Source organism: Pseudomonas fluorescens, assembly GCF_000968015.1.
Lineage (GTDB): Bacteria > Pseudomonadota > Gammaproteobacteria > Pseudomonadales > Pseudomonadaceae > Aquipseudomonas > Aquipseudomonas fluorescens_W.
In genome coordinates this window covers 1-21,557 of sequence record NZ_LACH01000066.1, presented here as the reverse complement: position 1 = coordinate 21,557, position 21,557 = coordinate 1, and the positions used below count along the sequence as shown (strand labels likewise).

The window sequence follows — 21,557 nt, the reverse complement described above, 5'->3', positions numbered from 1 at the left end:
ATAACTTTTGTTTTAACAACTAACGGTACGGGTTAGGGTGTGCCACCTTTTGAATTCATCGATGGAGAGCGACCTTGCCTCTGCGTAGCACTTTCACGCGTTTCTTCCAGTTGGAAGCTGCCAGCGGACTGTTATTGATTGCCGCTGCGGCCCTGGCTTTGATCATCAACAATTCCCCACTGTCGTGGCTTTACAGCAGTTTTCTGGACACTCCGGTAGTGGCGCAGGTCGGCGCGTTGCAAATCGCCAAACCGGCACTGCTGTGGATCAACGATGGCCTGATGGCTCTGTTTTTCCTGCTGATCGGCCTGGAGGTGAAGCGCGAAGTCCTCGACGGCCAGCTGTCGAAACCGTCGCAAATCGTCCTGCCCGGCGCAGCGGCGATTGGCGGCATGGTGGTGCCGGCGCTGGTCTACTGGTTTCTGAACCGCGAAGACCCGGCAGCCCTGGGTGGCTGGGCCATCCCGATGGCCACCGACATCGCCTTCGCCCTTGGCGTACTGGCCCTGCTGGGTAAGCGGGTACCGGTGTCGCTGAAACTGTTCCTGATGACTTTGGCGATTATTGACGACCTCGGTGCAATCATCGTCATTGCGATCTTCTATTCGGGTACGCTCTCGACCCTTTCGCTGACTCTGGCCGCGACGTGCATCGTGGCACTGATCGCGATGAACCGGCTCGGGGTGGTCAAGCTCGGGCCGTACATGATCATCGGTTTGATCCTCTGGGTTTGCGTGCTCAAGAGCGGCGTTCACGCGACACTGGCCGGTGTCACCCTGGCCTTCTGCATTCCCCTGCGCACGAAAAACGCCGAACCGTCGCCGCTGCTGACCCTCGAACACGCCCTGCATCCATGGGTGGCCTACGGCATCCTGCCGCTGTTCGCCTTCGCCAACGCCGGCCTGTCCCTGAGCGGCGTGACGGTCGAAAGCTTCACCCACCACGTACCGATGGGCATTGCGGTCGGCCTGCTGCTGGGCAAGACCCTTGGCGTCTTCGGCCTGACCTGGCTGGCGGTGAAAATCGGCATCGCCGCCCTGCCCCAAGGCGCTAATTGGGGCCAGGTGCTGGGCGTGGCAATCCTCTGCGGCATCGGCTTCACCATGAGTCTGTTTGTCGGCTCCCTGGCGTTTGAACCGGGTGTCAATGAATACGCCGGGATGGATCGGATGGGGATTTTGACCGGGTCGATTCTGGCCGCATTGATTGGTTATGCGGTGACGGCGGCAGCGAGTCGCAAGAGCACCGCGCTGCAATCCTGATAAACAGAGACAACTCTTAGAGTCATTCAGGACTCGTCCTACAGCCACGATCAGCCTCGTTCGTTAACGTCGCACAGCCCCTTTTCTGGGGGCTGTCGACGTACGAACGCAAGGAAGATCAGTGGCTGGCAATAAGGACATTCCCCGGGTTCAGAACCCACCCTCAGGCGACGGGCATCACGTCACTCACCGCTTCATGACGGCCACCGAACTGGCCGCGCGGGATGCTAGACAAAACGCTTACGACGCCATGCTCGCGAGGCAAGACGCCTACGAACGGAGTCGTGAGATTGCTGCGAAAAAGAACGAAACCGTTCGTGCGGGGTGTGTCTTCGCCAAGTCCTGCAAGCTGCCGGACGCCATCATCGATTACTCGAATCCTTCGGGAATGGTGCCCACCGACAGCCTCAAAGACTACGGAGAAGTCGCCTGGTTCGGCGCTCGTGAGGTAGACGACGCCGGGCTGCTGAATCTTGAAACCATCAGTGGCAGTACCGTCTCACTCGGCATTGGCCGACTTGCGCTTCATGGCCCGACTCTCGCCGCTCCAGTTGCCGCACTTGGCGCTGCCGGATCCATCGCATTAGCCACTGTGGTCGCGCTGTTCTGGACGCCCAACCTGGGCGACAGTGCGCTCTATACCGAAGATCAACTGCGCGCCCTGAAACAGGCCAGAACCCGTGTGCGTCTGCAGGTCGAACAACAAGCTGACGGCAGCCTCAAGGGTTATGCGTTTTACACCGGCAAGAACCGCGATTGGGAAATGGTTGATGTCGCGCAGTTCAGCTGGCGTGACAGTCGGCAGGTGGCGGATCTGGGGGATGGCGTTGAGCTGATCTGGACGCCGGCGGTGGATGGTTCGGACATTCTTGGTATTCCCGCTTTGGAAGCGGCACCACAAGCACCGCACATTTGGGTTTATCCGCCGACGAAAGCGGCTGACAGCATTATCGTGAATCCGGTGTATCCGCCTGATTACAAGGATTTCATTCTTGTGTTTCCGGCGAATTCGGGGGTGTTGCCGGTTTATATTGTGGTCAGTGTTTCTAACCACAAATATTATCCGGCGCCAAAGGGACTGACCGCTTTTCCCGATGCTACGAGAGCAACTCGTAAGACCCCAATTAAAGGTGGTGGCGGCCTTAGAAAACGCTGGAAAACTCCAAATGGGAAAATTTTTGAATGGGACTCACAGCATGGGGCTGTCGAGATGTACGACAAACGTGGCCGTCATCTCGGTGAATATGATCCGACTACTGGCGAGCAGACCAAACCAGCGGATAACACTAGGAAAGTAGAACCATGATTTACGTTATAGAGGCATTTGATAAAAAAACCGAACTCCTCGCATTCGAAGAAGAGTTGCCGAACGGCTACGAAAAAGAATTAAAAGCAATTATGGGATGGACAACGGATCAACAAGGCTGGGAGGGATACAACCTCACGACCGAGCAGCTTGATGCCTTGGAAGAAATACTGGGGAAGAAAATATACGACCCAGCCTATCTTTTTCAACTGACCTGCAACGTTTAGAAATTGCAGCGCCTGTTTCTCATCCCAAACAAAAAACCCCGACCAGTCACCTGATCGGGGTTTTCTTTTACCCGTATTCCCGCTTAGTGCGAAACGCGGCTAGTCCCATCAACAGTGGCAATCCGCACTCGCTCGCCAACGCGGAACACTTCATTTTCCTGAACCTGTTGTACGTAGGCGCGCATGCTGCCGTCGTCTTCGCGAACGGTGATTTCCACGCCTTGGGCGCGGGTCAGGCCTTCTTCTGTGGCTGAGCCGATCAGGCCGCCAGCAACGGCGCCGATAACTGCAGCAACGATGCTGCCGCGACCGCCACCGACCGCGCTGCCGCCAACACCACCCACCGCCGCACCGGCAAGGCCGCCGATAGGGGTTTTGGTGCCTTCGATTTTGACCGGTCGCAGGGATTCGATGGTGCCCATACGAACGGTCTGCACGCGACGCGCTTCGTCACGGGAGTAGGAGTCACCGGTCAGGCTCGATTGGCAGCCAGTGAGCAACATCGCCATCGTGGAAAAGGAAGCAACCAGCAGAACAGACTTACGCATAGCATCAACTCCAAAGGACAGGTATTCATTAAACTCCGCAGCTTGACGCCTGTCACGGCCCTGCCCGGATAAAATTGGTTTGATTCAGGCCCGGTACAGGGCGCTACCACGAACTTGACACACAGTAGCGGCAAATTCCGCAATCTGCGCCACAGAACCAAGGATTTTCATGGATTACTTCATCATTGTCATCACCACCGTTGCCGGATTGTATTTCCACTGGTGGCTATACGTGCGGATCAAACGCTGGATGGACCGCGATCTGGCGTTGGCCCTGGCGGGTAAAGACGATCAGAAAAAGGCGTTCATGCTCCAGCAACTGGCGAACGCTCAAGCGCAGAAGATCAAGCGCCGAGACCTGCCGCAGTGGCTTGAAGCCGCTGCGGCAGGTTATCCCGATCGGTAGACGGTTTAAGGTGCCAGACGTTCAAGAATCCAGTCGGCGCCCTGCAAACGATAGTTGAGGCGATCGTGCAGGCGGCTCGAACGGCCTTGCCAGAACTCGATGCGCTCCGGTAACAAACGATAACCGCCCCAGTGCTCAGGGCAATGAGGTTGCGTGTCGCTGAAACGCTGCTCGGTGTTCTTGAGCAGCGCTTCCAGTTCGGCGCGATCGGCGATCACCCGGCTTTGCGGCGAAGCCCAGGCACCGAGGCGACTGCCCAGCGGCCGGACCTGGAAGTAGGCGTCGGACTCGTCAGGCGTAACCTTCACCACCCGCCCTTCGATGCGCACCTGGCGCTCCAGGGCCGGCCAGAAAAAGGTCATGGCCGCGAACGGATTCGCGGCCAGATGCTGGCCCTTGGCGCTGTCGTAGTTGGTGAAGAAGGTGAAGCCCTGCTCGTCCAGCCCCTTGAGCAGCAGAATGCGGCAATGCGGCCGACCGTCCTGATCGACAGTGGCCAGGGTCATGGCGTTGGCTTCCACCGGCGCCTGCTCGGTTTTCACCGCGTCGGCGAACCAGTGATGGAACAGCGCGAATGGCTCGGCCGGGGCTTGCGCCTCGGTCAGGCCATCACGGGTGTAGTCGCGACGCATATCAGCCAGGCCCTGGGTCATGGCGCATTCCTTTTGGTTAACGAATCACTTTTTTACAGTATCGGCGGATTCGGCGACTTTTTTCGTGTCGGCAGCGGCTTTGGCCGGCGCAGTCTTTTTCGCTGGAGTCGCGGTTTTAGCCGGTGCCTTCTTGGCGGCGGCTTTCTTGGCCGGGGCTTTTTTCGCCGCAGGCACATCGGCTTTCTTCGCGGCTGGTGCCGGAGTGACTGGCTTGACCACTGGCTTGGCGTCCTGGGCAGCGACCAACTTCACTGGCGCCGGGGCTGGCATGTTGTACTTGCTCAGCAACGCGACCATGGTGTTTTGCGGGGTCACCAGCAGTTCGACGCGACGGTTCAAGGCACGGCCTTCATTGCTGTCGTTGGCAGCACGCGGGGCTTCGCCACCCATACCGCGCAGCATCAGGCGATCACGTTGCAGACCGCTGAGGCGGAAAATCGCTGCCACGGCCTGGGCACGTTCCTGGCTCAGTTTCACGTTGGCCGGTGCGGAGCCCGACGTATCACTGTGACCGAGAACCAGCACGGCAGTTTTCGGATCGACTTCAAGGATTTTCGCGACGCGAGTGAACGGGCCGAGAGTCACCGGCAGCAGCATGGCCGGACGGTCAGGGTTGAACGAGCCCTCTACAGGCGCGGTCACCACCAGCACGTTTTCACGGCGCTCGAGTTGCAGGTTGCTGCCCTTGATCGCTTCGCGCAGGCGCGGTTCGTAGTCGTCGAGCCAGGCTTGGGTAACTTTAGGATCAGGCATTGGCACGACTTTAGCGGTGCTTTGCTCTTTGCCGCCGAACGGCCACCACCATTTGCCACCTGCATCGGCCTCAGTCTTGGCCTTGGCCACCTCGACCGGTTTGGCTTCAGGCTTGGCTTCAGCTTTCACCTCAGGCTTGGCTGGCGTCTTGTCGGCACTGTCATCGGAGCCGAACGGCCAGTACCAATGACTGGCGCTTTCAGTCTTGGCCACCGGCGCGGTTGCCGCAGGCTTCAGAGGTGCCGGGGCCGGAGCTGGAGCCGGGGTTTTAGCGGCGACTTTGTCGGAGGACCCGAACGGCCACCAGCTGCTGCCATCCGAGTCATTTTGTGGGGTTTGTGCGCAACCGGTAATAGCGAAGCACAGGGCCAAAGCGAGGGTTTTATTGGAAGACATTGGATATCCACAAAATGAAGTAATGAACTATCAGGCCGGAGTGACCCGGATAAACAGACGCTTGGAAATCAAAAAGGCCTTGGGGTTCCGGCCCTGGAACCCCTGAGCGCGTTTTACAGACAAGTGGCCAGTGCGCGCACAAGCTTTTGTGCGCGCGGATCCATCAAGACGTACGGCCCCAGGGTATTTGTCACAAAGCCGAAGGCCACATCGTGTTCCGGGTCGGCAAAACCGGTGGAACCGCCCGCCCCCGGATGACCGAACGCACGAGGGCCGAGGCCGTAGGTGGCGTTGGGGACGTCCGGTTGATCGAGCATGCAACCCAGGCCGAAACGGGTCCGGGTCAGTAATGTCTTGTCCTCACCGACGCTGTGCTCACGCGTCATTTCGTCGAGCATTTCGCTTTCCAGCAAGCTGCCGTCGAGCAGACCGGCATAGAACCCGGCCAGGCTGCGGGCATTGCCGTGACCATTGGCGGCGGGCTGCTGCATGCGTCGCCACTCGGGTTTGTTGGTGCTGGTCATGATCGACGGCGGGTTAGTGAACGCCCTCGTGGTCATGGCTGTTGGCTCGCGCATGGTCACTTGCAGCAAGCGCTGGGCCGCGGCATCGCCGACATTGCCCTTGCCACGGGCGATGTGCGCCACGCGATGGAACTCCTGGTCCGCCAGGCCGACGTGGAAATCCAGCCCCAAAGGCTTCGCGACCCGCGCCACGATGGACTCACCCGGCCCACGACCGTCAGCACGACGCAGCAACTCACCGACCAGCCAGCCGTAGGTGATCGCGGCGTAACCGTGACCGACGCCCGGCGTCCACCACGGTTCTTCGGCGGCCAGGGCATCAACCATGGTTTGCCAGTCGTAAAGGGCTTCCGGGGCCAACAGCTCACGCAGTGCCGGCAGACCGGCCTGATGGCAGAGCAATTGACGCAGGGTCACGGACTCTTTGCCGGCGGCGGCGAATTCGGGCCAGTAGCGGGCAACCGGGGCATCCAGTTGCAGCTTGCCTTCGGCCACCAGTTGCAGGGCGGTCACCGCGGTAAAGGTCTTGGTGCAGGAGAACAGATTGGCGATGGTGTCGCTGTTCCAGGCTTCGGTGCCATCCTTGTCAGCGTTACCGGCCCAAAGATCGACCACGGTTTCACCGCCAATCTGGATGCACAACGCTGCGCCACGTTCCTGTGGATCGTCGAACAGCGCCGCGAAAGCCTCACGCACCGCTTCGAACTTCAGCTCGTAAAAACCCTGAATCTGCACCCGCAACTCTCCGATATAAAGCTCTACAAAGTGGCCCGCATTGTTCCAGCCCTAGCGGGTTTTGGGAACTGTGACGGGCTGGGCGGTCGCCATACCGCCCGGCGAAAAACACTCAGAAATTCAACGTACCTGTCAGCACTCAGTGGCCATTGCCGGAATGCCCACCCGCATGGCCAGCGCCCTGCCCTGCGCCTTTGCCAGCCTCGCCTTTTTTGCCGCCCTCAGCTTCGTGACCGGTTTTATCCGCCTCAGCCTTGGCCTTCTCGGCCTCTTTGCCGAGCTGATCGACGGTCTGCAAATTGCTCTTGCGCACGCTATCGACGAAACCCTGGAACGGCAGATCGGTAATGCCCACCAGGCCAAAATGCCCGTTCTCACCATCCAGCAGACGACCGGTGACCGGTTGATCAAGGTATTGGAACCAGTGAACGCCGACGATCGACGGTTCGCTCATCGCCTGTTTGAGGAAATTGGCGTAAGCCGCCCCACGGTCTTCCTCCTTAGCCAATTGCGTCACGCCGCCCCAGAACGGGCCACGATCGGCCGAGCCGAAGTTGAACTCGGTGATCAGCACCGGTTTGTCCAGACTGCGCAGCTTGGCGAAGTCGTAACCGTCCTGCGGTTGCAGGGTGTACATGTTGAAGCTCAACACGTCGCAATACTGCGCGCAGGACTCAACCGCTTCCGGGGTGCTGATGGCAAACCGGCCACCCAGCAACAGCTGATTCGGCGCGTGCCACTTGAGTGAATCGGAGAGGGTCTTGAAGTACGTGTCGGCGAAAACCTTCTGGAAGTATTTGAAGTCGGCTTCGATTTCCGGGTGTTCGGCGCTTGGCAGCGGCGGCACGAAGCCTGGGTCTTCCATCAATTCCCAGGCCGGCAAATCAATGCCCCAGGCTTTGGAAAGGCCCGCCTGATTGCGGTATTTATCCCGCAATTGCTTGAGGAATGCGCGCTTGGCCGGCACGTCGGTGGTCATTTTCAAGGTGCCATAGGCTAAGGCGTAACGGGCTTTCGGGTCGTCGCCCGGACCGGCCCAGGCCAATTCGTTATCGGCAAAGTAGCCTATCAGCCATGGATCATCGCGATGATCGCGCGCGGCGATGGCCACGGCACGTTCGGTGGCCATGGCGAAACGCGGGTCAAACGGGTCGGGCATCCCCCCCCACCAGTCGGTGCCAGTGCTGATGCTGGCGTAATCGCCGACGATCGACAGCGGCAAGGTGTACGGCACACGGTCAGCGCTGGCCAACGCCGGGGCGCTCCAGTTGCCGATGGTGTTGAAGCCCCAGGCTTGCAGGCGATCAAGGGTGTGGCTGGCCCAGCGTTGTTCATCAACCACCGCTTTGCAGGGTTCGGCAGGTGTTTGCTCAGCTGCTTTAGCGGCGGTCGCTTCAACGGCGCCGGTCTTGGCGGCTTCGGCGACACCGGATTCGGCCGTCGAAGGCGCAACAGGTTGCTCGGCGGCCTTCTCGGCCGTTGCCTCAACGGCGTCGGCCTTGGCGGCTTCAGCGACACCCGCTTTGGTGTCGCTGCCCTGGGCGCAAGGCGCGCCATACAGACGCTGCAAGTTGGCGCCATAGAAGTCGTACCAACGACCGGCATTGTAGCCTCGGCCCTGATCGACACCGTTGCCGCCCCGGTTGTCGCCTTCGCCATAGTGGCTGGCCAGCGGCTCGTCGGGTTTGGGCAGCGATTCAAACATCCACTCGCGGCCGGCGACGTAGGTCTGATCGACGTCCGGGGTGACGGTGTTGACCCCGAGCGAATAGAACGGATGGCCTTCCGGGGTCACCAGGTACCAGCGACCGTCGCGTTTTTCGGTGCGGAAAAATCCGCTGGCCTTGAATGCCGGGCCTTTGTTCCAGCCACCAAACTTGTCCAGGGACGACTTCTCGCGCTCGGCCAGCCAGGTTTTCAGTTGCTGCTGTTCCTTGGCCGCGGCGCTTTTCAGTTGCTCGTCGCTGCTGACTTTCTCAGGCCATTTGGCCCGGGTCGACTGGCCGTAAGCGTCTACAAGACCGCCAAAAGCCGCTTGAGTCACCGCATCGCCGTCCTGTACGCCAAAGCGCTCAAGCAAAATGCTTTGCGCGACTTTCGGCTGATCCATCGACAAGGTCACCGACACCACCTCGCTGCGTTCCAGCTCACCGGCGCTGCTGGCCAGCAATACGCGCTGCCCCTCAAACGTCATCGGCATCGGCGGACCCGCTTTCAGGCCCAGGCTCAATGGCGTAAAGGGCTGCAGCGGCACCAACAAGGTTTGTGCAGGGCCGGCCGGCAAGTCGACGCGGCTGACTAACGTCTTGCCGTCGTTGCTCTGGATTTTCACGTACAGGGTCACAGCCCAGTTCATTGCGCTCTGAATCCGCAAACTCATGAAGCCCGACTGCGACCAGTCCCAGGCGCCCGTCTGCGGGGTCAGACGCAAGGTCGGTTGTGCCACCGGGTTGAACGTCACCCGACGCAGCACTTCGCCTTCGGCCGTTTGCTCGGCGTTGGATTGCGGCAGGCTGGCATCCTGAGTCGCCACCTGGACCACATCGGCGGGGCGCACAAAGTTGAACAGCGTCTGTTGGCCGGCAGGGGCCGCCAGCAACGGGGCTGCGAACATCAGAGTGAAAACGGCAGGTAACGAACGGCGCAGCGAACGGCGAATCATGAGAACGAAATTCTCCCTAACGACCCAGATGGGCCCGTGGAAAAGCGATGGCAGAGAGATAGACAACGCGGTGGGCAAAATTGCCCACCGGTGTATCAGGAAATTTCACGACGGAAGGGTGGCAACGCATTGAGGATTGCCTTGCCGTAACGCTGGGTGACCAGACGTCGATCGAGCAAGGTGATGGTGCCTCGGTCTTCTTCGGTGCGCAGCAAGCGACCGCAGGCCTGGACCAGCTTCAGCGAAGCGTCCGGCACGGAGATTTCCATGAACGGATTGCCACCCCGAGCCTCGATCCACTCGGCCAAGGCTGCTTCGACCGGATCATCGGGCACCGAGAATGGAATCTTGGCGATCACCACGTGCTCGCAATAGGCACCGGGCAAGTCGACCCCTTCGGCAAAACTCGCCAAGCCGAACAACACGCTGGAATCACCACCATCGACCCGCGCCTTGTGCTTGTTCAGGGTTTCCTGTTTCGACAGGTTGCCTTGAATGAACACTTGCTTGCGCCAGTCACGATCAAGGCCGTCGAACACGTCCTGCATCTGTTTGCGCGAAGAGAACAGCACCAGGGTGCCGCGCGAACCTTCCACCAAGGCCGGCAAATCACGGATGATCGCTGCGGTGTGGGCCGGCGCATCACGCGGATCGGCCTTCAGGTCCGGCACTCGCAGCACGCCAGCGTCGGCATGATGGAAGGGACTTGGAACCACAGCGGTCACGGCTTTTTTCGGCAGGCCGGCGCGCATGCGGAAGCGGTCGAAGGTGCCGAGCGCGGTCAGGGTCGCGGAGGTCACCAGAGCGCCGTAAGCCACGTTCCACAAATTGCGACGGAGCATTTCCGCCGCGAGGATCGGGCTGGCGTTGACCTCGATGTCGAACAGCGAGCCGCTTTCGGCCAGGGTCAGCCAGCGGGCCATCGGCGGGTTGTCTTCCGGGTCTTCAGCGGTGAAAGCGACCCACAATTCCCAGTTGCCCGAAGAGCGGGACAACAGGCTGCCGAACAGCGGGTACCACTCTTCAGCCTGGTTGCTGGCGATGCCGATGTTGACCTCGCCGTCCATGCCTTCCTTGAGCAGTTCGGTGAGCCGGGTGAACAGGTCAGTCAGACGGGCAAAGCCCTTCTTCAACTCGACGCCCATTTCGCGCATGTGCTCGGGAATCACCCCGCCGACGAAGCGATGACGCGGCCGCTCGCGACCTTCGACGTCTTCACCGGGTTTGAAATCGGCAACCTGTTCGCAGGCGCTGAACATGAATTGCTGTTGGGTTTTGATTTCCCGTGCCAGTTCCGGCACCTGTTCGATCAACTTGCCCAGGTCGCCCGGCAGAGGATGCTGGGCCAGCAATTTGGTGAGGTTCTTGGCGGTGGTTTCCAGCCAGTCGGCGGTGGAACGCAGACGCGTGTAATGGGCGAAATGGCCGATGGCCTTGTCCGGCAGGTGGTGGCCTTCGTCGAACACGTAGATGGTGTCGCGCGGGTCCGGCAGCACGGCGCCGCCGCCCAGCGCCAGGTCGGCCAGGACCATGTCGTGGTTGGTGACGATCACGTCGACCTTGCCCATGCCTTCGCGGGCCTTGTAGAAGGCGCACTGGCCGAAGTTCGGGCAATGACGGTTGGTGCACTGGCTGTGATCCGTGGTCAGGCGCGCCCAGTCGGCATCTTCCAGGGCGGTGGACCAACTGTCGCGGTCGCCGTCCCACTTATTGCCGGCGAGTTTCTCGATCATGCTGGTGAACAGCTTCTGACTGGCCTCGTCGACCTCGATCTTGAAACCTTCTTCTTCGAACAACTGCGCCGTAGCGGTTTGGGCGTGACCTTCCTGGAGCAACATGTCGAGCTTCGACAGGCACATGTAGCGCCCACGGCCCTTGGCCAGGGCGAAGCTGAAATTCAGCCCGCTGTTGCGCATCAGGTCAGGCAAATCCTTGTAGACGATCTGCTCTTGCAGGGCCACGGTGGCCGTGGCGATCACCAGGCGTTTGCCGGCGGCCTTGGCCGTGGGGATGGCGGCCAGGCTGTAGGCCACGGTTTTGCCGGTACCGGTGCCGGCTTCCACCGCGACAATCGCGGGGTCGCCACTGCGCCGGCCTTCGTCGTCGGTGTCGATGTCGCCGAGGACCTTGGCAATTTCGGCGATCATCAGGCGTTGGCCGTAGCGCGGCTTGAGGCTCTTGGCTTCGAGAAAACGCGAGTAGGCGCCCTGGATCGTGGTTTTGAGTTCAGTGCTGATCATGGATTGTCGGGCGCAAAAAACGCTGGATAAATTTTCAGTGGTTTGGGGGGCGTTCTCAGTTAGTTTCCACGCCGCGTTGTTGCCTTAAAGCGAGCCAGGCAAGGCGCAGGCCGCTGGAAATGGTTGTTCCCTTTCCAAGGCCTGCAACGCAGCCTGGCTCGCTTTAAGGCACAACCCGAAGGGCCGGGCCTGCTGTTGTGCAGGGCTGCGTTGCTCGAAGCTTATTTGGAATGACCAAACCACGCTTCTCGCGCCTTGCCCTGCACAACAGCAGACCCGGCGCGGCGCGGAAACTAACTGAGAACGCCCCCTGATTCGGCGGCTATCATACCCCGCTAATTAATCCCGCGCAGAACGGAGTACCCCAATGACACCTTTTGGCATCGTTTACACCCTGCATGTCCTGTCCGCTCTGGTGTGGGTGGGCGGCATGTTTTTCGCCTGGATGGTCTTGCGCCCCGCGGCGATGAAGGCGCTGGAGGGCCCTGCCCGGTTGAAGTTGTGGGTGGAAGTGTTTCAAGGTTTTTTCCGCTGGGTCTGGGTCGCGGTGGTGCTGTTGCCGGTCAGCGGTGTGGGCATGATTCATTTTCAGTACAGCGGTTTTGAAGCGGCGCCGCGGTATGTGCAGGTGATGATGGGGTTGTACGTGGTGATGACGGCGCTGTTTATCCGGATTCAGGCGTTGTTGTTGCCGGAATTGCGTACGGCGGTGGCGGCGCAGGACTGGCCGACCGGGGCTGCGACGCTTGGGAAAATTCGCAAGTTGGTGGGGATTAATCTGATTGTCGGGTTGGTGCTGGTGGCGATTGCTGCGGCGCGGCCGATGTTTTGAGAAAAAGATCAACATCCCCCTCACCCTAACCCTCTCCCCAAAGGGGCGAGGGGACTGATCGAGGTGTTCATTCGAGCTACATCGACCTGAACTACCGAGTCGAACTCAGGCTTTGAAAAGCAAGGAGATCGGCCCCTTTCCCCCTCTCCCCACTGGGGAGAGGGGTGGATCTTATAAACGCTGAACAGTCACCGAACCCGCCGCACCGGCAGGCCCCGGCTGACCGTCAGCGCCAGGGCGGCCGCTCTTGCCGCCATCGGCCTTGTAAACGAAGCAGCCCTTGGCCTTGCCACCCGCGCCCGGCTTACCGCCAGGCCCGGCCACACCACCGTCACCGCCAGCCACCTGAACCTTGATCAGTTCCGCCGGGAAATCACGTGGCACTTCCAACCGAACCAGTGCACCCGGAGCGCCGGGCTGACCGTCGCTGCCATCACTGCCATCGGCACCACGACCGGCCTGGCCCCAAGTGCAACCCGGTGCCTGACCGTTGGCCCCATCGAGACCGACGAAACCCGGTGCGCCTGCGCCGCCGCGAGCGTCTACCAACAATTGCGGCGCTCTCAGTGCCTTGATCTGCAAGTTCAGGTTACGCCCGGAGCGGGCTGCCTTGAGGTAAGTCCCCGGCGCGCCGCGAGCCGTGATTTGGCTGCCTTCCGACAACTGCGCACGAATGACCTTCAGCTCAAGCGGCTGTTCGCCGGGTACGATGGCGATCCGCGCTTCACGACCCAGACGCAATTCACCGACGGATACCTCGGTCACATTCGAGGGAATCAACAACGTGCCGTAGTCGGCCACTTCCAGGCGTTCCAGCCGCAAGGTGCTGGCAGTGTTGGGCAAACGCATCAGCGAGTTGGTTTCGACGCTCACCACCTGGGCGCAGGCCAACGGGCTGATGAGTGCAGCGAGCAGACAAAGTTTACGCATGGGAAGCCTTAGGCGCGGTCGGAGCCGGGATGGTTTGCAGGTGGAAAACGCCGAAAAAAAGGATCTTCAGGCGATCAAGCCAAGGGTGGGCGCGACCTCTGAGGCTGCGGGAACAGAACACCGCCTCAAGAAGATGAAGGCATGCCAGCAGGCCGCCGGCCAGATCGACCAGCAGATGCAGAGGATTGACGAACGGCGTGAGCTGATTGACCAGCACCACCAGCCAGAACAGCAGGGTCAACAACTTCCCCAGCCCCCAAAACACGTTCATACGCTCCCCCGCTGAGAATTATTCTTTGCGCGCACAGTAACGGCTTCCACGCGGGATAAGCCAGAGGGCAACGGAAAATTCTTCGTGAAGACCGCCGAATGGCCGCCGAACCGATATTAATTGTCGTCCGACGGCTCTATCACGTGGCTCAGCGATTGACGTGCAACTCCACCCGACGGTTTTTCGCCCGTCCTTCTTCCGTTTCGTTATCGGCCACTGGCTGACTTTGGCCCTTGCCCTCGCTGGTGAGCTTGTTCGGTGCCACGCCCTGACTCAACAGGTAGGCCGCCACGCTGCTGGCGCGACGCTCCGAGAGTGCCTGGTTATAGGTGTCCGAGCCGATGCTGTCGGTATGACCGATCACCTTGATGCTCACCACATCGTCGCTTTGCAGTTTGGGCATCAGCGAATCCAGCTTGCTCTGCGCGGCAGGGGTCAGTTCGGATTGGTTGAAGGCAAACAGTACGTCGCCCGCGTCGCTCAGGGTGATGACCTCCGATTGCACAGGTTCAGGTTTCACTCTGGCCGGGTACTGCGGCAATGGGCAACCATGATGTTCGACGGGGGTATTGGCCGGCGTATCTGGGCAGCGATCGCGTCGATCGAAAACACCATCGCCGTCTTCGTCGCCATCCTGGGCGTAACAGATCAAGCCACCGGTCAAGATACCAAGCGCCGCCCCACCGGCCGCCCAACCGCCACTTTCGAGAGCGCCCAGACCGCCACCGACCAGGCCGCCGATAACGCTGCAGATTGGCCAGGTTCGTTGATTGAGGGGGGCAGTGCCATCGCTGTGAGTAGCGCAACCGGTCAACAGGCTGCCCAGCAGCACAACCGGCAAGACGGTCCGTGTGAAAACACTCATGGTGAAAGCTCCTGTGTTACCGGCCAATGCCGGTCACACAGGAGTAAAGACCCGCATCCGCGACTGCACAAGCCGCGGAGTACGAGGGGTTTAGCGGTTGATTTTGATTTCCGTGCGACGGTTCATCGAGCGGCCGTCAGCGGTTTTGTTATCGGCAACCGGTTGGCTTTCACCGGCACCGGTAACAGACACGAATTCGCTACGGGGTACACCTTGGGAAATCAGATATTCAACCACCGAGTGTGCACGACGATCCGACAGTTTCTGGTTATAGGTATCGCTGCCCACGCTGTCGGTGTGACCGGTTACAGTCAGTTGGGCGTTAGGCGCTTCCCCTTTCAAGCGAGTGGCGATTTTATCGAGTACCACTTTGTCGGCAGGGGTCAGTGTGGCTTTGTCGAACTGGAAGTGAACATCGCGAATGACGATGACTTCTTCTTTAACCACAGCCGCTTCTTCGACCACTGGCGCAGGCACCGGTGGAGGGCAACCATCGGCATCGACGCGTACGCCTCTAGGTGTACCCGGGCACTTGTCGCGGCTATCCGGCACGCCATCGCCGTCTTCGTCGCCATCACCGTGAACCCAGCAATAGGCCGCAGCCGTGCCGCCGACGAGCAGCGCGCCATACCCCGCCCATGCCGAGCTCTCGGTCGCGCCGAGACCTGCACCCACGACACCACCAACCGCCGCACAGGTCGGCCAGTCGGTTTTCTGCAAACCTGCGCAACCAGTCAACACACTGGTTAGCAGAACCAAGGGTAATGCTGTGCGAACTATGCTCATCTAGTTTTCTCCTGAGGGGATCGGCTTAGAACCGATTCAGGTAGTAAAGACCCGAGTTTTAATCTCCGCCAGCAATAGGCCATTGCAGTTTTGTCCCGTGTTCACAGTAGATCGACGCTTTTGGCACAAACCACCTCTAGGCCCGGCCCTTTGAGCAGGCTAGTCTTGGCAGCTCTGATTGAGGATCTTCGATGATTGCAGGTATTTCTTCGCGCACGCCCCAGCAGGCGTTGGCCGCTTTGCTTGATCTTTACGCCCCCGCGCGCCTGTTGCTGATTGGCGCCAGCGAGTTCCCCGCGCTGGAAGCCTTCAAGTTGGCGCACCCGGACACTTGTGTGGCCCATGCGGCACCCGGGGCGTTGCCGGCCGAACTGGCGGCGCGCCGGTTTGACCTGGCGCTGGTGGTCGATTGCCTCGAACACTTGCCCAAACGCGATGGCCTGAACCTGCTTGGCGGGATCCGCAACCTCAACGCCAGTCGCATCGCGGTGCTGGCGGACTTGCCGGCCAGCGGCTGGCAGGAAACCGATTTTTTCTCCCTGGCCCTGCAAGCCAGCGAACGCTTCCAGCGCGACGATCAAGTGCTGACCCTGTTCACCTATGATTTGCTTGACTACAAACAAGTCCCCGACTGGCTCAACTCACGGTTCTGGGCCAATCCGGAAAACTTCGGGAAATATTGGTGGTAACGCAATGAGTACATCCATTTGCCCCTGCGGTAGCGGCACCCCGCTTGATGCCTGCTGCGGTCATTACCATGCCGGCCATCCGGCGCCGTGTGCCGAAGCCTTGATGCGTTCGCGCTACAGCGCCTACGTACTGGGGCTGATCGACTATCTGGTGGCGACCACCCTGCCCGCACAACAGGCAGGCCTGGATCGACAGTCCATCAGCGACTGGAGCGCCCAAAGCACCTGGCTGGGCCTCGAAGTGGAAAGCTCCGAGGTTTTGGGCGGTCAGCCGGAACATGCCTTCGTGACCTTTACCGCGCGCTGGCACGACGGCAGCGGTGAACACAGCCACCGCGAGCGCTCGTCGTTCGTGCAGAACGCCGGCCGCTGGTATTTCATCGACCCCACCGTACAACTCAAGGCCGGACGCAATGATGCATGCCCTTGCGCCAGTGGGCAGAAGTTCAAGAAGTGTTGTGCGGGTTATTTCAGCAGTTGAGGTAATCGCAAGCGACTAGACTGGGCATCAAAAGGAGTCACTCCATGCTCAGTCAGCGGCGCGTCTTTCAAACCCTCACCCTGCTCCTGTTTCTGGGGCTCGGGGGCTGCGCGTCCTGGTTCGGCGACGATGAACCGGAACCGCAGGTGCATCTGGTCAAGGTCGAAGTCGTCCAGGCTAAACTGATGCAGCAACGATTCCTGCTGCACTTTCGCATCGACAACCCCAACGACAGTGACCTGACGGTGCGGGGCATCGAGTACCGCATTCACTTGGGCGAGATGCTGCTGACAGAAGGTGAGCACGAACACTGGTTCACCGTCGGCCCCAAACGCAGTGCCTACTTCAAAGTGCCGATCCGCACCAACCTGTGGCCCAAGGTGCGGGATCTGGTGAAACTGCTGAAAAAACCCGACCAGCCCATTCCCTATCGTCTGGAAGGTGAACTGGAAACCGGTTTATTCATCGCGCACTACGTGCACCTGGCGCGCAATGGCGTGATAATCCCCGCCGATTTAATTCCGGAGCAAAACCGATGACCCAGCAACCCCATGTCCATGGCCCTGACTGCAACCACGATCATGACCATCACGACCACCATGATCACGACCATGGCCATGTCCACGGCCCGAACTGCGGCCACGCCCACCAGGAACCGGTGCGCAACGCCCTGAAAGACGTCGGCCGCAACGACCCTTGCCCCTGCGGCAACGGCAAGAAATTCAAGAAGTGCCACGGCGCTTGATGCTTCGGGCGAAGAGCTTCTTCGCCGGTTGAATCGCCTTCGCGAGCAGGCTCGCTCCCACATTTGAACTGCACCAGGCCCAATTATGCGGCCACTGCAAATCCCTTGTGGGAGTGAGCTTGCTCGCGATGGCGTCGGCACATTCAGTATCGCGTTGTCAGTTAGACCGCTATCGCGAGCAAGCTCGCTCCCACAGGTTTTCAGTCAGCCTTCAAAATCTGCGCAGTGCTGACGACCGTCGCATATTCCCCGTGCAAATTTCCTAGCGACATCGCATGTACTTCCTCGGCTGAATGAGCTTTACCAAAGTAGTCAGTCTTGTCGAAGGTGAAACACGCATCCTCCGCCACCCACGCATCAAACCCCAGATTACCGGCCGTTCGCGCCGTGGATTCCACCGAATTGTTAGTCGCTACGCCAACGATGACCAACTGAACGATCCCCGCCTCTCGCAAACTTTTCTCAAGCCCCGTCGCACAAAACGCATCCGGCACCTGTTTTTGAATCAGCTGCTCACCGGTCTGTGGCTGAAACCGCTCCTGAAATTCCACCCCTGATTGCTGCGGCCAGAACACTGAGTCAGGTGAACGGGACAGGTGCTGTACATGAATGATCGGTCGCCCGGTACGACGCCAATGCGCTAACAAATCGAGGATTCGCTGCTCGGCCTGAAGATTATTTCGGCGACCGAGTTTGGGGTGCAGGATGCCTTTTTGTTGATCGATGATGATCAGCGCCGCGTTTGTTTTGAGCTCCATGCCGGTTTTTCTCATGCGAGGTCATTGAATTCCCCGCACTTCAGCATCACCTGTTCCTACAGGCAAGCTATCGAACGCAAACAGGACGACCTGATGCCGGCGTTTGCTGTCCGCAAGTAACGACATCTTTTGATTTGGAGTACTCCATGATCGACCTGTATTACTGGACCACCCCCAACGGCCACAAAATCTCGATATTCCTGGAAGAAGCCGGCCTGCCGTACAACGTGTATCCAATCAACATCAGCCAGAATGAGCAGTTCCAGCCTCACTTTCTAAAAATCTCCCCGAACAACAGAATCCCGGCCATCGTCGATCTCGAGCCAGTCGATGGCGGCGAGCCTTTATCACTGTTCGAGTCCGGGGCGATTTTGCTGTACCTGGCAGAGAAAACCGGCAAGTTCCTGCCCAAAGACCTGCGTGGTCGCCAGCAAGCGCTGCAATGGTTGTTCTGGCAGATGGGTGGCCTCGGGCCGATGGCCGGGCAGAATCATCACTTCAGCCAGTTCGCGCCAGAGAAAATCCCCTACGCGATCAAGCGCTACATCGACGAAACCGCCCGCCTCTACGGGGTACTCGACAAGCAGTTGGCCGATAAAGACTTCGTCGCCGGCAGCGAATACAGCATTGCCGACATGGCGATCTACCCATGGATCGTTTCCCACAAGTGGCAGAGCCAGAACCTGGAAGACTTCCCCAACGTGCTGCGCTGGTTCAACCACATCCAGAGCCGTCCGGCGACGGTGAAGGCGTATGCCCTCGCGGCCAAGGTCAATCCGCCTAAATCCTGATGGAAGATCAAAAGATCGCAGCCTCGTTTCACTCGACAGCTCCTACACGGTTTTGCATTCCCTGTAGGAGCTGTCGAGTGAAACGAGGCTGCGATCTTTTGCGTTTGGCAGACAATTCCTGAAATAACCTGACACCCCGCTTGCGCGGCCACCTCCTGCTCACTAACGTAGCGCCTTTAATGACGCTACCCCCCGCAGGAGCTTTGCCATGGCCTCGCCAGCCCTTACACATTTTCTTCCCCGGTTCGGCGTTGCCGCAGCAGTGGCCGGTGTTTTGAGCCTGACCGGTTGTCAGACCTGGAACACTCAGGACACCCTCCCGCCGACCACCGGCGTACAGCCGCTCAAGGGCCTGGCGCAAAACGTTTCGGTACGCCGCAATGCCATGGGCATGCCGTTGATCGAAAGCAATACCTTCCACGACGCACTGTTCACGCTGGGTTACGTGCACGCCACCGACCGCATCACGCAAATGGTCACCCTGCGCCTGTTGGCTCAGGGCCGTTTGTCGGAGATGTCCGGCTCGGACCTGCTCGACGCTGACCGCTACATGCGCGCCGTCAATTTGAAGAAAAGCGCCGACGAGCTGTACAAGGCGTCTTCGCCACGCCTCAAACGCTTCTTCGAAGTCTATGCCCGCGGCGTCAACGCCTACCTGTTCCGCTATCGCGACAAGCTGCCAGCGGACCTCGCGGCCACGGGCTACAAACCTGAATACTGGAAGCCGGAAGATTCGGCGCTGATTTTCTGCCTGCTGAACTTCAGCCAAGCGGCCAACCTGCCGGAAGAGATTGCCTCGCTGATGCTGGCCCAGACCGTCAGCACCGACAAACTCCCGTGGCTGACGCCGTCCGCTCCCGATGAAAAACTGCCGCTGGCCGAAGCTGAAAAACTTCAGGGCATCAAGCTCAACGGACAAATCCCGGGCCTGGCCGAGATCAGCAAAGCCACGAGCCAACTGTCCGATCTGAATCTGCTGGGCGCCACCTCGTCGAACAACTGGGCGATCGGCCCGCAACGCAGCCGTAGCGGCAAAAGCCTGCTGGCCAGCGACAGTCATGGCCCACTGGGTGTGCCGTCGCTGTTCAGTTACGTGCAGATCCGCACACCGAAGTACCAGGCCTCTGGCGTAACCATTGCCGGTTTGCCGATGGTGCTCGGCGGTTTCAACGGCAAAGTGGCGTGGAGCATGACCACCGTCATGGGCGACAACCAGGACCTGTTCCTGGAAAAAATCAAACGCCAGGGCAACGGTCTTTCCTACGAGGTCGGCGGCAAATGGCAGCCGGCTATCGCGCGAAACGAAACCTACTTCGTCAAAGGCCAGCGGCCGATTCGCGAAGTGGTGTACGAAACCCGCCATGGCCCGCTGCTCAACAGTGCCCAAGGCACGACGCTGGCCAACGGTTTCGGCCTGGCCTTGCAGACGCCGAACTTCACCGATGACAAGACCCTGGACGCGTTTTTCGACCTGTCCCGCGCCCAGACCGTCGAGAAAGCCTCGGACGCCAGCCGTGAAATCCGCGCCATCGCGCTGAACCTGGTATTTGCCGACGCCAGCAACATCGGCTGGCAAGTCACCGGTCGCTTCCCGAACCGTCGCGAAGGCGAAGGCCTGCTGCCGTCGCCGGGCTGGGAAGGTCGTTACGATTGGGATGGTTACGCCGACCCGATGCTCCATCCCTACGACCAGGATCCGGCCCAAGGCTGGCTCGGCACTGCCAACCAGCGAGTCATTCCCCATGGCTACGGCATGCAGTTGTCCAATTCATGGTCGGCGCCGGAGCGTGGCGAACGCCTGGCCGAGCTGGCAGGTGTGGGCAAACACGACACGCGCAGCCTGATCGCCATGCAATACGACCAGACCACCACTTTCGCTGCCAAGCTGAAGAAAATGTTTGAAGCACCGGGCATGTCGCAACCGCTCAAGAAGGCCATTGAAGCGTTGCCTGAAGCGGATCGCGGTAAAGCTCGCGAGGCGTATACCCGCCTGATGGCCTTCGACGGCAAACTCAGCCCGACCTCCGCTGATGCAGCGATTTACGAATTGTTCTTGCAGCAAAGCACCCAGCAAATCTTCCTCGACGAACTGGGCCCGGAAACCAGCCCGGCGTGGAAAGCCTTTATCGCCAACGGTAAGTTGTCCTACGCGGCCCAGGCCGATCACCTGCTGGGTCGTGAGGACAGTCCGTTCTGGGATGACGCTCGCACGCCGCAGAAAGAAGATAAACCGGCGATCCTCGCTCGCAGCCTGGCGGCAGCGATCACCGCGGGCGACAGTCAGTTGGGCGGCGATCACAAAGCCTGGCAATGGGGCAAGCTGCACCGCTACGAATGGAAAAACACCAGTGGCCAGACGGTGCGCGGCCCGCTTGCGGCTGGCGGCGACCACACCACGCTGAATACCGCAGCATTCGCCTGGGGTCAGGATTTCAACACCACCCTGGCGCCGGCCATGCGCTTTATCGTCGACTTCGGCCAGGCGGAACCGCTGATGGGGCAGAACGGTACGGGGCAATCCGGTAATCCGGCGAGTCCGAACTACCTCGACAGCATTGATCCGTGGCTGAAGGGGCAGTACATGAGTTTGCCGATGCAGCCGCAGAACTTTGACAAGGTGTATGGGAAGACGCGGTTGACGTTGACACCTGGAAAGTAAGAGATCGTCTTTGAGATCCACCCCTCACTGTAGAGACC

22 protein-coding genes are annotated in these 21,557 nt (G+C 59.9%); 11 read left to right on the top strand and 11 right to left on the bottom strand.

Annotation, left to right across the window (positions count from 1 at the left end; all coding sequences use genetic code 11):
• Nucleotides 1–74 precede the first annotated feature (74 nt).
• The 3 genes from nhaA to VD17_RS26265 all read left to right on the top strand — a co-directional run bounded on the left by nhaA (nucleotide 75) and on the right by VD17_RS26265 (nucleotide 2,795).
• A complete protein-coding gene (gene nhaA, locus VD17_RS26275) occupies nucleotides 75–1,262 on the top strand; it encodes a Na+/H+ antiporter NhaA (RefSeq protein ID WP_046056380.1) in 1,188 nt (395 codons plus the stop codon).
• A gap of 121 nt (nucleotides 1,263–1,383) precedes the next feature.
• The gene (locus VD17_RS26270) at nucleotides 1,384–2,568 is read left to right on the top strand and encodes a colicin E3/pyocin S6 family cytotoxin (RefSeq protein ID WP_046056379.1); all 1,185 of its coding nucleotides are present in this window, start codon (nucleotides 1,384–1,386) and stop codon (nucleotides 2,566–2,568) included.
• On the top strand, nucleotides 2,565–2,795 hold the full coding sequence (locus VD17_RS26265; RefSeq protein ID WP_046056378.1) for a DUF7683 domain-containing protein: 231 nt from the start codon (nucleotides 2,565–2,567) through the stop codon (nucleotides 2,793–2,795). The genes VD17_RS26270 and VD17_RS26265 overlap by 4 nt, the downstream gene beginning before the upstream one ends.
• An 83-nt stretch (nucleotides 2,796–2,878) precedes the next feature.
• On the opposite strand, the gene VD17_RS26260 is transcribed toward VD17_RS26265, so the two are convergent.
• Nucleotides 2,879–3,343: a glycine zipper 2TM domain-containing protein gene (locus tag VD17_RS26260; protein ID WP_046056377.1), complete on the bottom strand. Its 465-nt coding sequence runs from the start codon at nucleotides 3,341–3,343 to the stop codon at nucleotides 2,879–2,881.
• Nucleotides 3,344–3,512: 169 nt separating this feature from the next.
• Here VD17_RS26260 and VD17_RS26255 point away from each other — a divergent pair, with 169 nt between their 5' ends.
• Nucleotides 3,513–3,749 (top strand): hypothetical protein, encoded by a 237-nt coding sequence (locus VD17_RS26255; RefSeq protein WP_046056376.1) that lies wholly within the window; start codon nucleotides 3,513–3,515, stop codon nucleotides 3,747–3,749.
• Nucleotides 3,750–3,754: 5 nt separating this feature from the next.
• Here VD17_RS26255 and pdxH read toward each other — a convergent pair whose 3' ends face one another.
• The 5 genes from pdxH to dinG all read right to left on the bottom strand — a co-directional run bounded on the left by pdxH (nucleotide 3,755) and on the right by dinG (nucleotide 11,712).
• Complete coding sequence (gene pdxH / locus VD17_RS26250; RefSeq protein ID WP_046056375.1) at nucleotides 3,755–4,402, bottom strand: pyridoxamine 5'-phosphate oxidase; 648 nt, start codon at nucleotides 4,400–4,402, stop codon at nucleotides 3,755–3,757.
• 24 nt (nucleotides 4,403–4,426) lie between these two features.
• Nucleotides 4,427–5,551, bottom strand: coding sequence for an OmpA family protein (locus VD17_RS26245; RefSeq protein WP_046056374.1), 1,125 nt, complete (start codon nucleotides 5,549–5,551; stop codon nucleotides 4,427–4,429).
• Between the two features lie 113 nt (nucleotides 5,552–5,664).
• Entirely contained in the window at nucleotides 5,665–6,810 is a 1,146-nt protein-coding gene (locus tag VD17_RS26240) for an EstA family serine hydrolase (RefSeq protein ID WP_046056373.1), read from the bottom strand.
• A 139-nt stretch (nucleotides 6,811–6,949) separates the two neighbouring features.
• Nucleotides 6,950–9,472 carry a beta-galactosidase gene (locus VD17_RS26235; RefSeq protein WP_046056372.1) on the bottom strand — a complete coding sequence of 841 codons (2,523 nt, stop codon included), beginning with the start codon at nucleotides 9,470–9,472 and terminating at the stop codon, nucleotides 6,950–6,952.
• Nucleotides 9,473–9,567: 95 nt separating this feature from the next.
• Nucleotides 9,568–11,712 carry an ATP-dependent DNA helicase DinG gene (gene dinG / locus VD17_RS26230; protein WP_008153901.1) on the bottom strand — a complete coding sequence of 715 codons (2,145 nt, stop codon included), beginning with the start codon at nucleotides 11,710–11,712 and terminating at the stop codon, nucleotides 9,568–9,570.
• 367 nt (nucleotides 11,713–12,079) lie between these two features.
• Here dinG and VD17_RS26225 point away from each other — a divergent pair, with 367 nt between their 5' ends.
• Nucleotides 12,080–12,544, top strand: coding sequence for a CopD family protein (locus tag VD17_RS26225; RefSeq protein WP_046056371.1), 465 nt, complete (start codon nucleotides 12,080–12,082; stop codon nucleotides 12,542–12,544).
• 171 nt (nucleotides 12,545–12,715) lie between these two features.
• Here VD17_RS26225 and VD17_RS26220 read toward each other — a convergent pair whose 3' ends face one another.
• From VD17_RS26220 to VD17_RS26205, 4 genes are all read right to left on the bottom strand, one after another.
• A complete protein-coding gene (locus tag VD17_RS26220) occupies nucleotides 12,716–13,474 on the bottom strand; it encodes a hypothetical protein (RefSeq protein WP_046056370.1) in 759 nt (252 codons plus the stop codon).
• Nucleotides 13,467–13,745: a DUF1145 domain-containing protein gene (locus VD17_RS26215; protein ID WP_046056369.1), complete on the bottom strand. Its 279-nt coding sequence runs from the start codon at nucleotides 13,743–13,745 to the stop codon at nucleotides 13,467–13,469. The genes VD17_RS26220 and VD17_RS26215 overlap by 8 nt, the downstream gene beginning before the upstream one ends.
• 148 nt (nucleotides 13,746–13,893) lie before the next feature.
• A complete protein-coding gene (locus VD17_RS26210) occupies nucleotides 13,894–14,610 on the bottom strand; it encodes an OmpA family protein (protein ID WP_046056368.1) in 717 nt (238 codons plus the stop codon).
• 90 nt (nucleotides 14,611–14,700) lie between these two features.
• Nucleotides 14,701–15,396, bottom strand: coding sequence for an OmpA family protein (locus VD17_RS26205; protein ID WP_046056367.1), 696 nt, complete (start codon nucleotides 15,394–15,396; stop codon nucleotides 14,701–14,703).
• Between the two features lie 191 nt (nucleotides 15,397–15,587).
• On the opposite strand from VD17_RS26205, the gene VD17_RS26200 reads away from it, so the two are divergent.
• The 4 genes from VD17_RS26200 to VD17_RS26185 are packed head-to-tail and all read left to right on the top strand — an operon-like array spanning nucleotide 15,588 to nucleotide 17,311.
• Entirely contained in the window at nucleotides 15,588–16,085 is a 498-nt protein-coding gene (locus VD17_RS26200; RefSeq protein ID WP_046056366.1) for a DUF6231 family protein, read from the top strand.
• Between the two features lie 4 nt (nucleotides 16,086–16,089).
• The gene (locus VD17_RS26195; RefSeq protein WP_046056365.1) at nucleotides 16,090–16,566 is read left to right on the top strand and encodes a YchJ family protein; all 477 of its coding nucleotides are present in this window, start codon (nucleotides 16,090–16,092) and stop codon (nucleotides 16,564–16,566) included.
• Between the two features lie 44 nt (nucleotides 16,567–16,610).
• Entirely contained in the window at nucleotides 16,611–17,105 is a 495-nt protein-coding gene (locus tag VD17_RS26190; protein WP_046056364.1) for an LEA type 2 family protein, read from the top strand.
• Nucleotides 17,102–17,311: an SEC-C metal-binding domain-containing protein gene (locus VD17_RS26185; protein ID WP_007906737.1), complete on the top strand. Its 210-nt coding sequence runs from the start codon at nucleotides 17,102–17,104 to the stop codon at nucleotides 17,309–17,311. The genes VD17_RS26190 and VD17_RS26185 overlap by 4 nt, the downstream gene beginning before the upstream one ends.
• 200 nt (nucleotides 17,312–17,511) lie before the next feature.
• Here the strand turns inward: VD17_RS26185 and VD17_RS26180 are convergent, their stop codons facing one another.
• Nucleotides 17,512–18,069 (bottom strand): cysteine hydrolase family protein, encoded by a 558-nt coding sequence (locus tag VD17_RS26180; protein ID WP_046056363.1) that lies wholly within the window; start codon nucleotides 18,067–18,069, stop codon nucleotides 17,512–17,514.
• A 146-nt stretch (nucleotides 18,070–18,215) separates the two neighbouring features.
• Here VD17_RS26180 and VD17_RS26175 point away from each other — a divergent pair, with 146 nt between their 5' ends.
• On the top strand, nucleotides 18,216–18,860 hold the full coding sequence (locus tag VD17_RS26175; protein ID WP_046056362.1) for a glutathione binding-like protein: 645 nt from the start codon (nucleotides 18,216–18,218) through the stop codon (nucleotides 18,858–18,860).
• 208 nt (nucleotides 18,861–19,068) lie between these two features.
• A complete protein-coding gene (locus VD17_RS26170; protein WP_046056361.1) occupies nucleotides 19,069–21,519 on the top strand; it encodes a penicillin acylase family protein in 2,451 nt (816 codons plus the stop codon).
• Nucleotides 21,520–21,557: the final 38 nt, after the last annotated feature.

Bases quoted from the DNA above. Each gene is read 5' to 3' on its own strand.
- VD17_RS26265 (WP_046056378.1), top strand. From the start codon at position 2,565: ATGATTTACGTTATAGAGGCATTTGATAAAAAAACCGAACTCCTCGCA.
- VD17_RS26260 (WP_046056377.1), bottom strand. From the start codon at position 3,343: ATGCGTAAGTCTGTTCTGCTGGTTGCTTCCTTTTCCACGATGGCGATG.
- VD17_RS26255 (WP_046056376.1), top strand. From the start codon at position 3,513: ATGGATTACTTCATCATTGTCATCACCACCGTTGCCGGATTGTATTTC.
- pdxH (WP_046056375.1), bottom strand. From the start codon at position 4,402: ATGACCCAGGGCCTGGCTGATATGCGTCGCGACTACACCCGTGATGGC.
- VD17_RS26245 (WP_046056374.1), bottom strand. From the start codon at position 5,551: ATGTCTTCCAATAAAACCCTCGCTTTGGCCCTGTGCTTCGCTATTACC.
- VD17_RS26235 (WP_046056372.1), bottom strand. From the start codon at position 9,472: ATGATTCGCCGTTCGCTGCGCCGTTCGTTACCTGCCGTTTTCACTCTG.
- dinG (WP_008153901.1), bottom strand. From the start codon at position 11,712: ATGATCAGCACTGAACTCAAAACCACGATCCAGGGCGCCTACTCGCGT.
- VD17_RS26225 (WP_046056371.1), top strand. From the start codon at position 12,080: ATGACACCTTTTGGCATCGTTTACACCCTGCATGTCCTGTCCGCTCTG.
- VD17_RS26220 (WP_046056370.1), bottom strand. From the start codon at position 13,474: ATGCGTAAACTTTGTCTGCTCGCTGCACTCATCAGCCCGTTGGCCTGC.
- VD17_RS26215 (WP_046056369.1), bottom strand. From the start codon at position 13,745: ATGAACGTGTTTTGGGGGCTGGGGAAGTTGTTGACCCTGCTGTTCTGG.
- VD17_RS26210 (WP_046056368.1), bottom strand. From the start codon at position 14,610: ATGAGTGTTTTCACACGGACCGTCTTGCCGGTTGTGCTGCTGGGCAGC.
- VD17_RS26205 (WP_046056367.1), bottom strand. From the start codon at position 15,396: ATGAGCATAGTTCGCACAGCATTACCCTTGGTTCTGCTAACCAGTGTG.
- VD17_RS26200 (WP_046056366.1), top strand. From the start codon at position 15,588: ATGATTGCAGGTATTTCTTCGCGCACGCCCCAGCAGGCGTTGGCCGCT.
- VD17_RS26195 (WP_046056365.1), top strand. From the start codon at position 16,090: ATGAGTACATCCATTTGCCCCTGCGGTAGCGGCACCCCGCTTGATGCC.
- VD17_RS26190 (WP_046056364.1), top strand. From the start codon at position 16,611: ATGCTCAGTCAGCGGCGCGTCTTTCAAACCCTCACCCTGCTCCTGTTT.
- VD17_RS26185 (WP_007906737.1), top strand. From the start codon at position 17,102: ATGACCCAGCAACCCCATGTCCATGGCCCTGACTGCAACCACGATCAT.
- VD17_RS26180 (WP_046056363.1), bottom strand. From the start codon at position 18,069: ATGGAGCTCAAAACAAACGCGGCGCTGATCATCATCGATCAACAAAAA.
- VD17_RS26175 (WP_046056362.1), top strand. From the start codon at position 18,216: ATGATCGACCTGTATTACTGGACCACCCCCAACGGCCACAAAATCTCG.
- VD17_RS26170 (WP_046056361.1), top strand. From the start codon at position 19,069: ATGGCCTCGCCAGCCCTTACACATTTTCTTCCCCGGTTCGGCGTTGCC.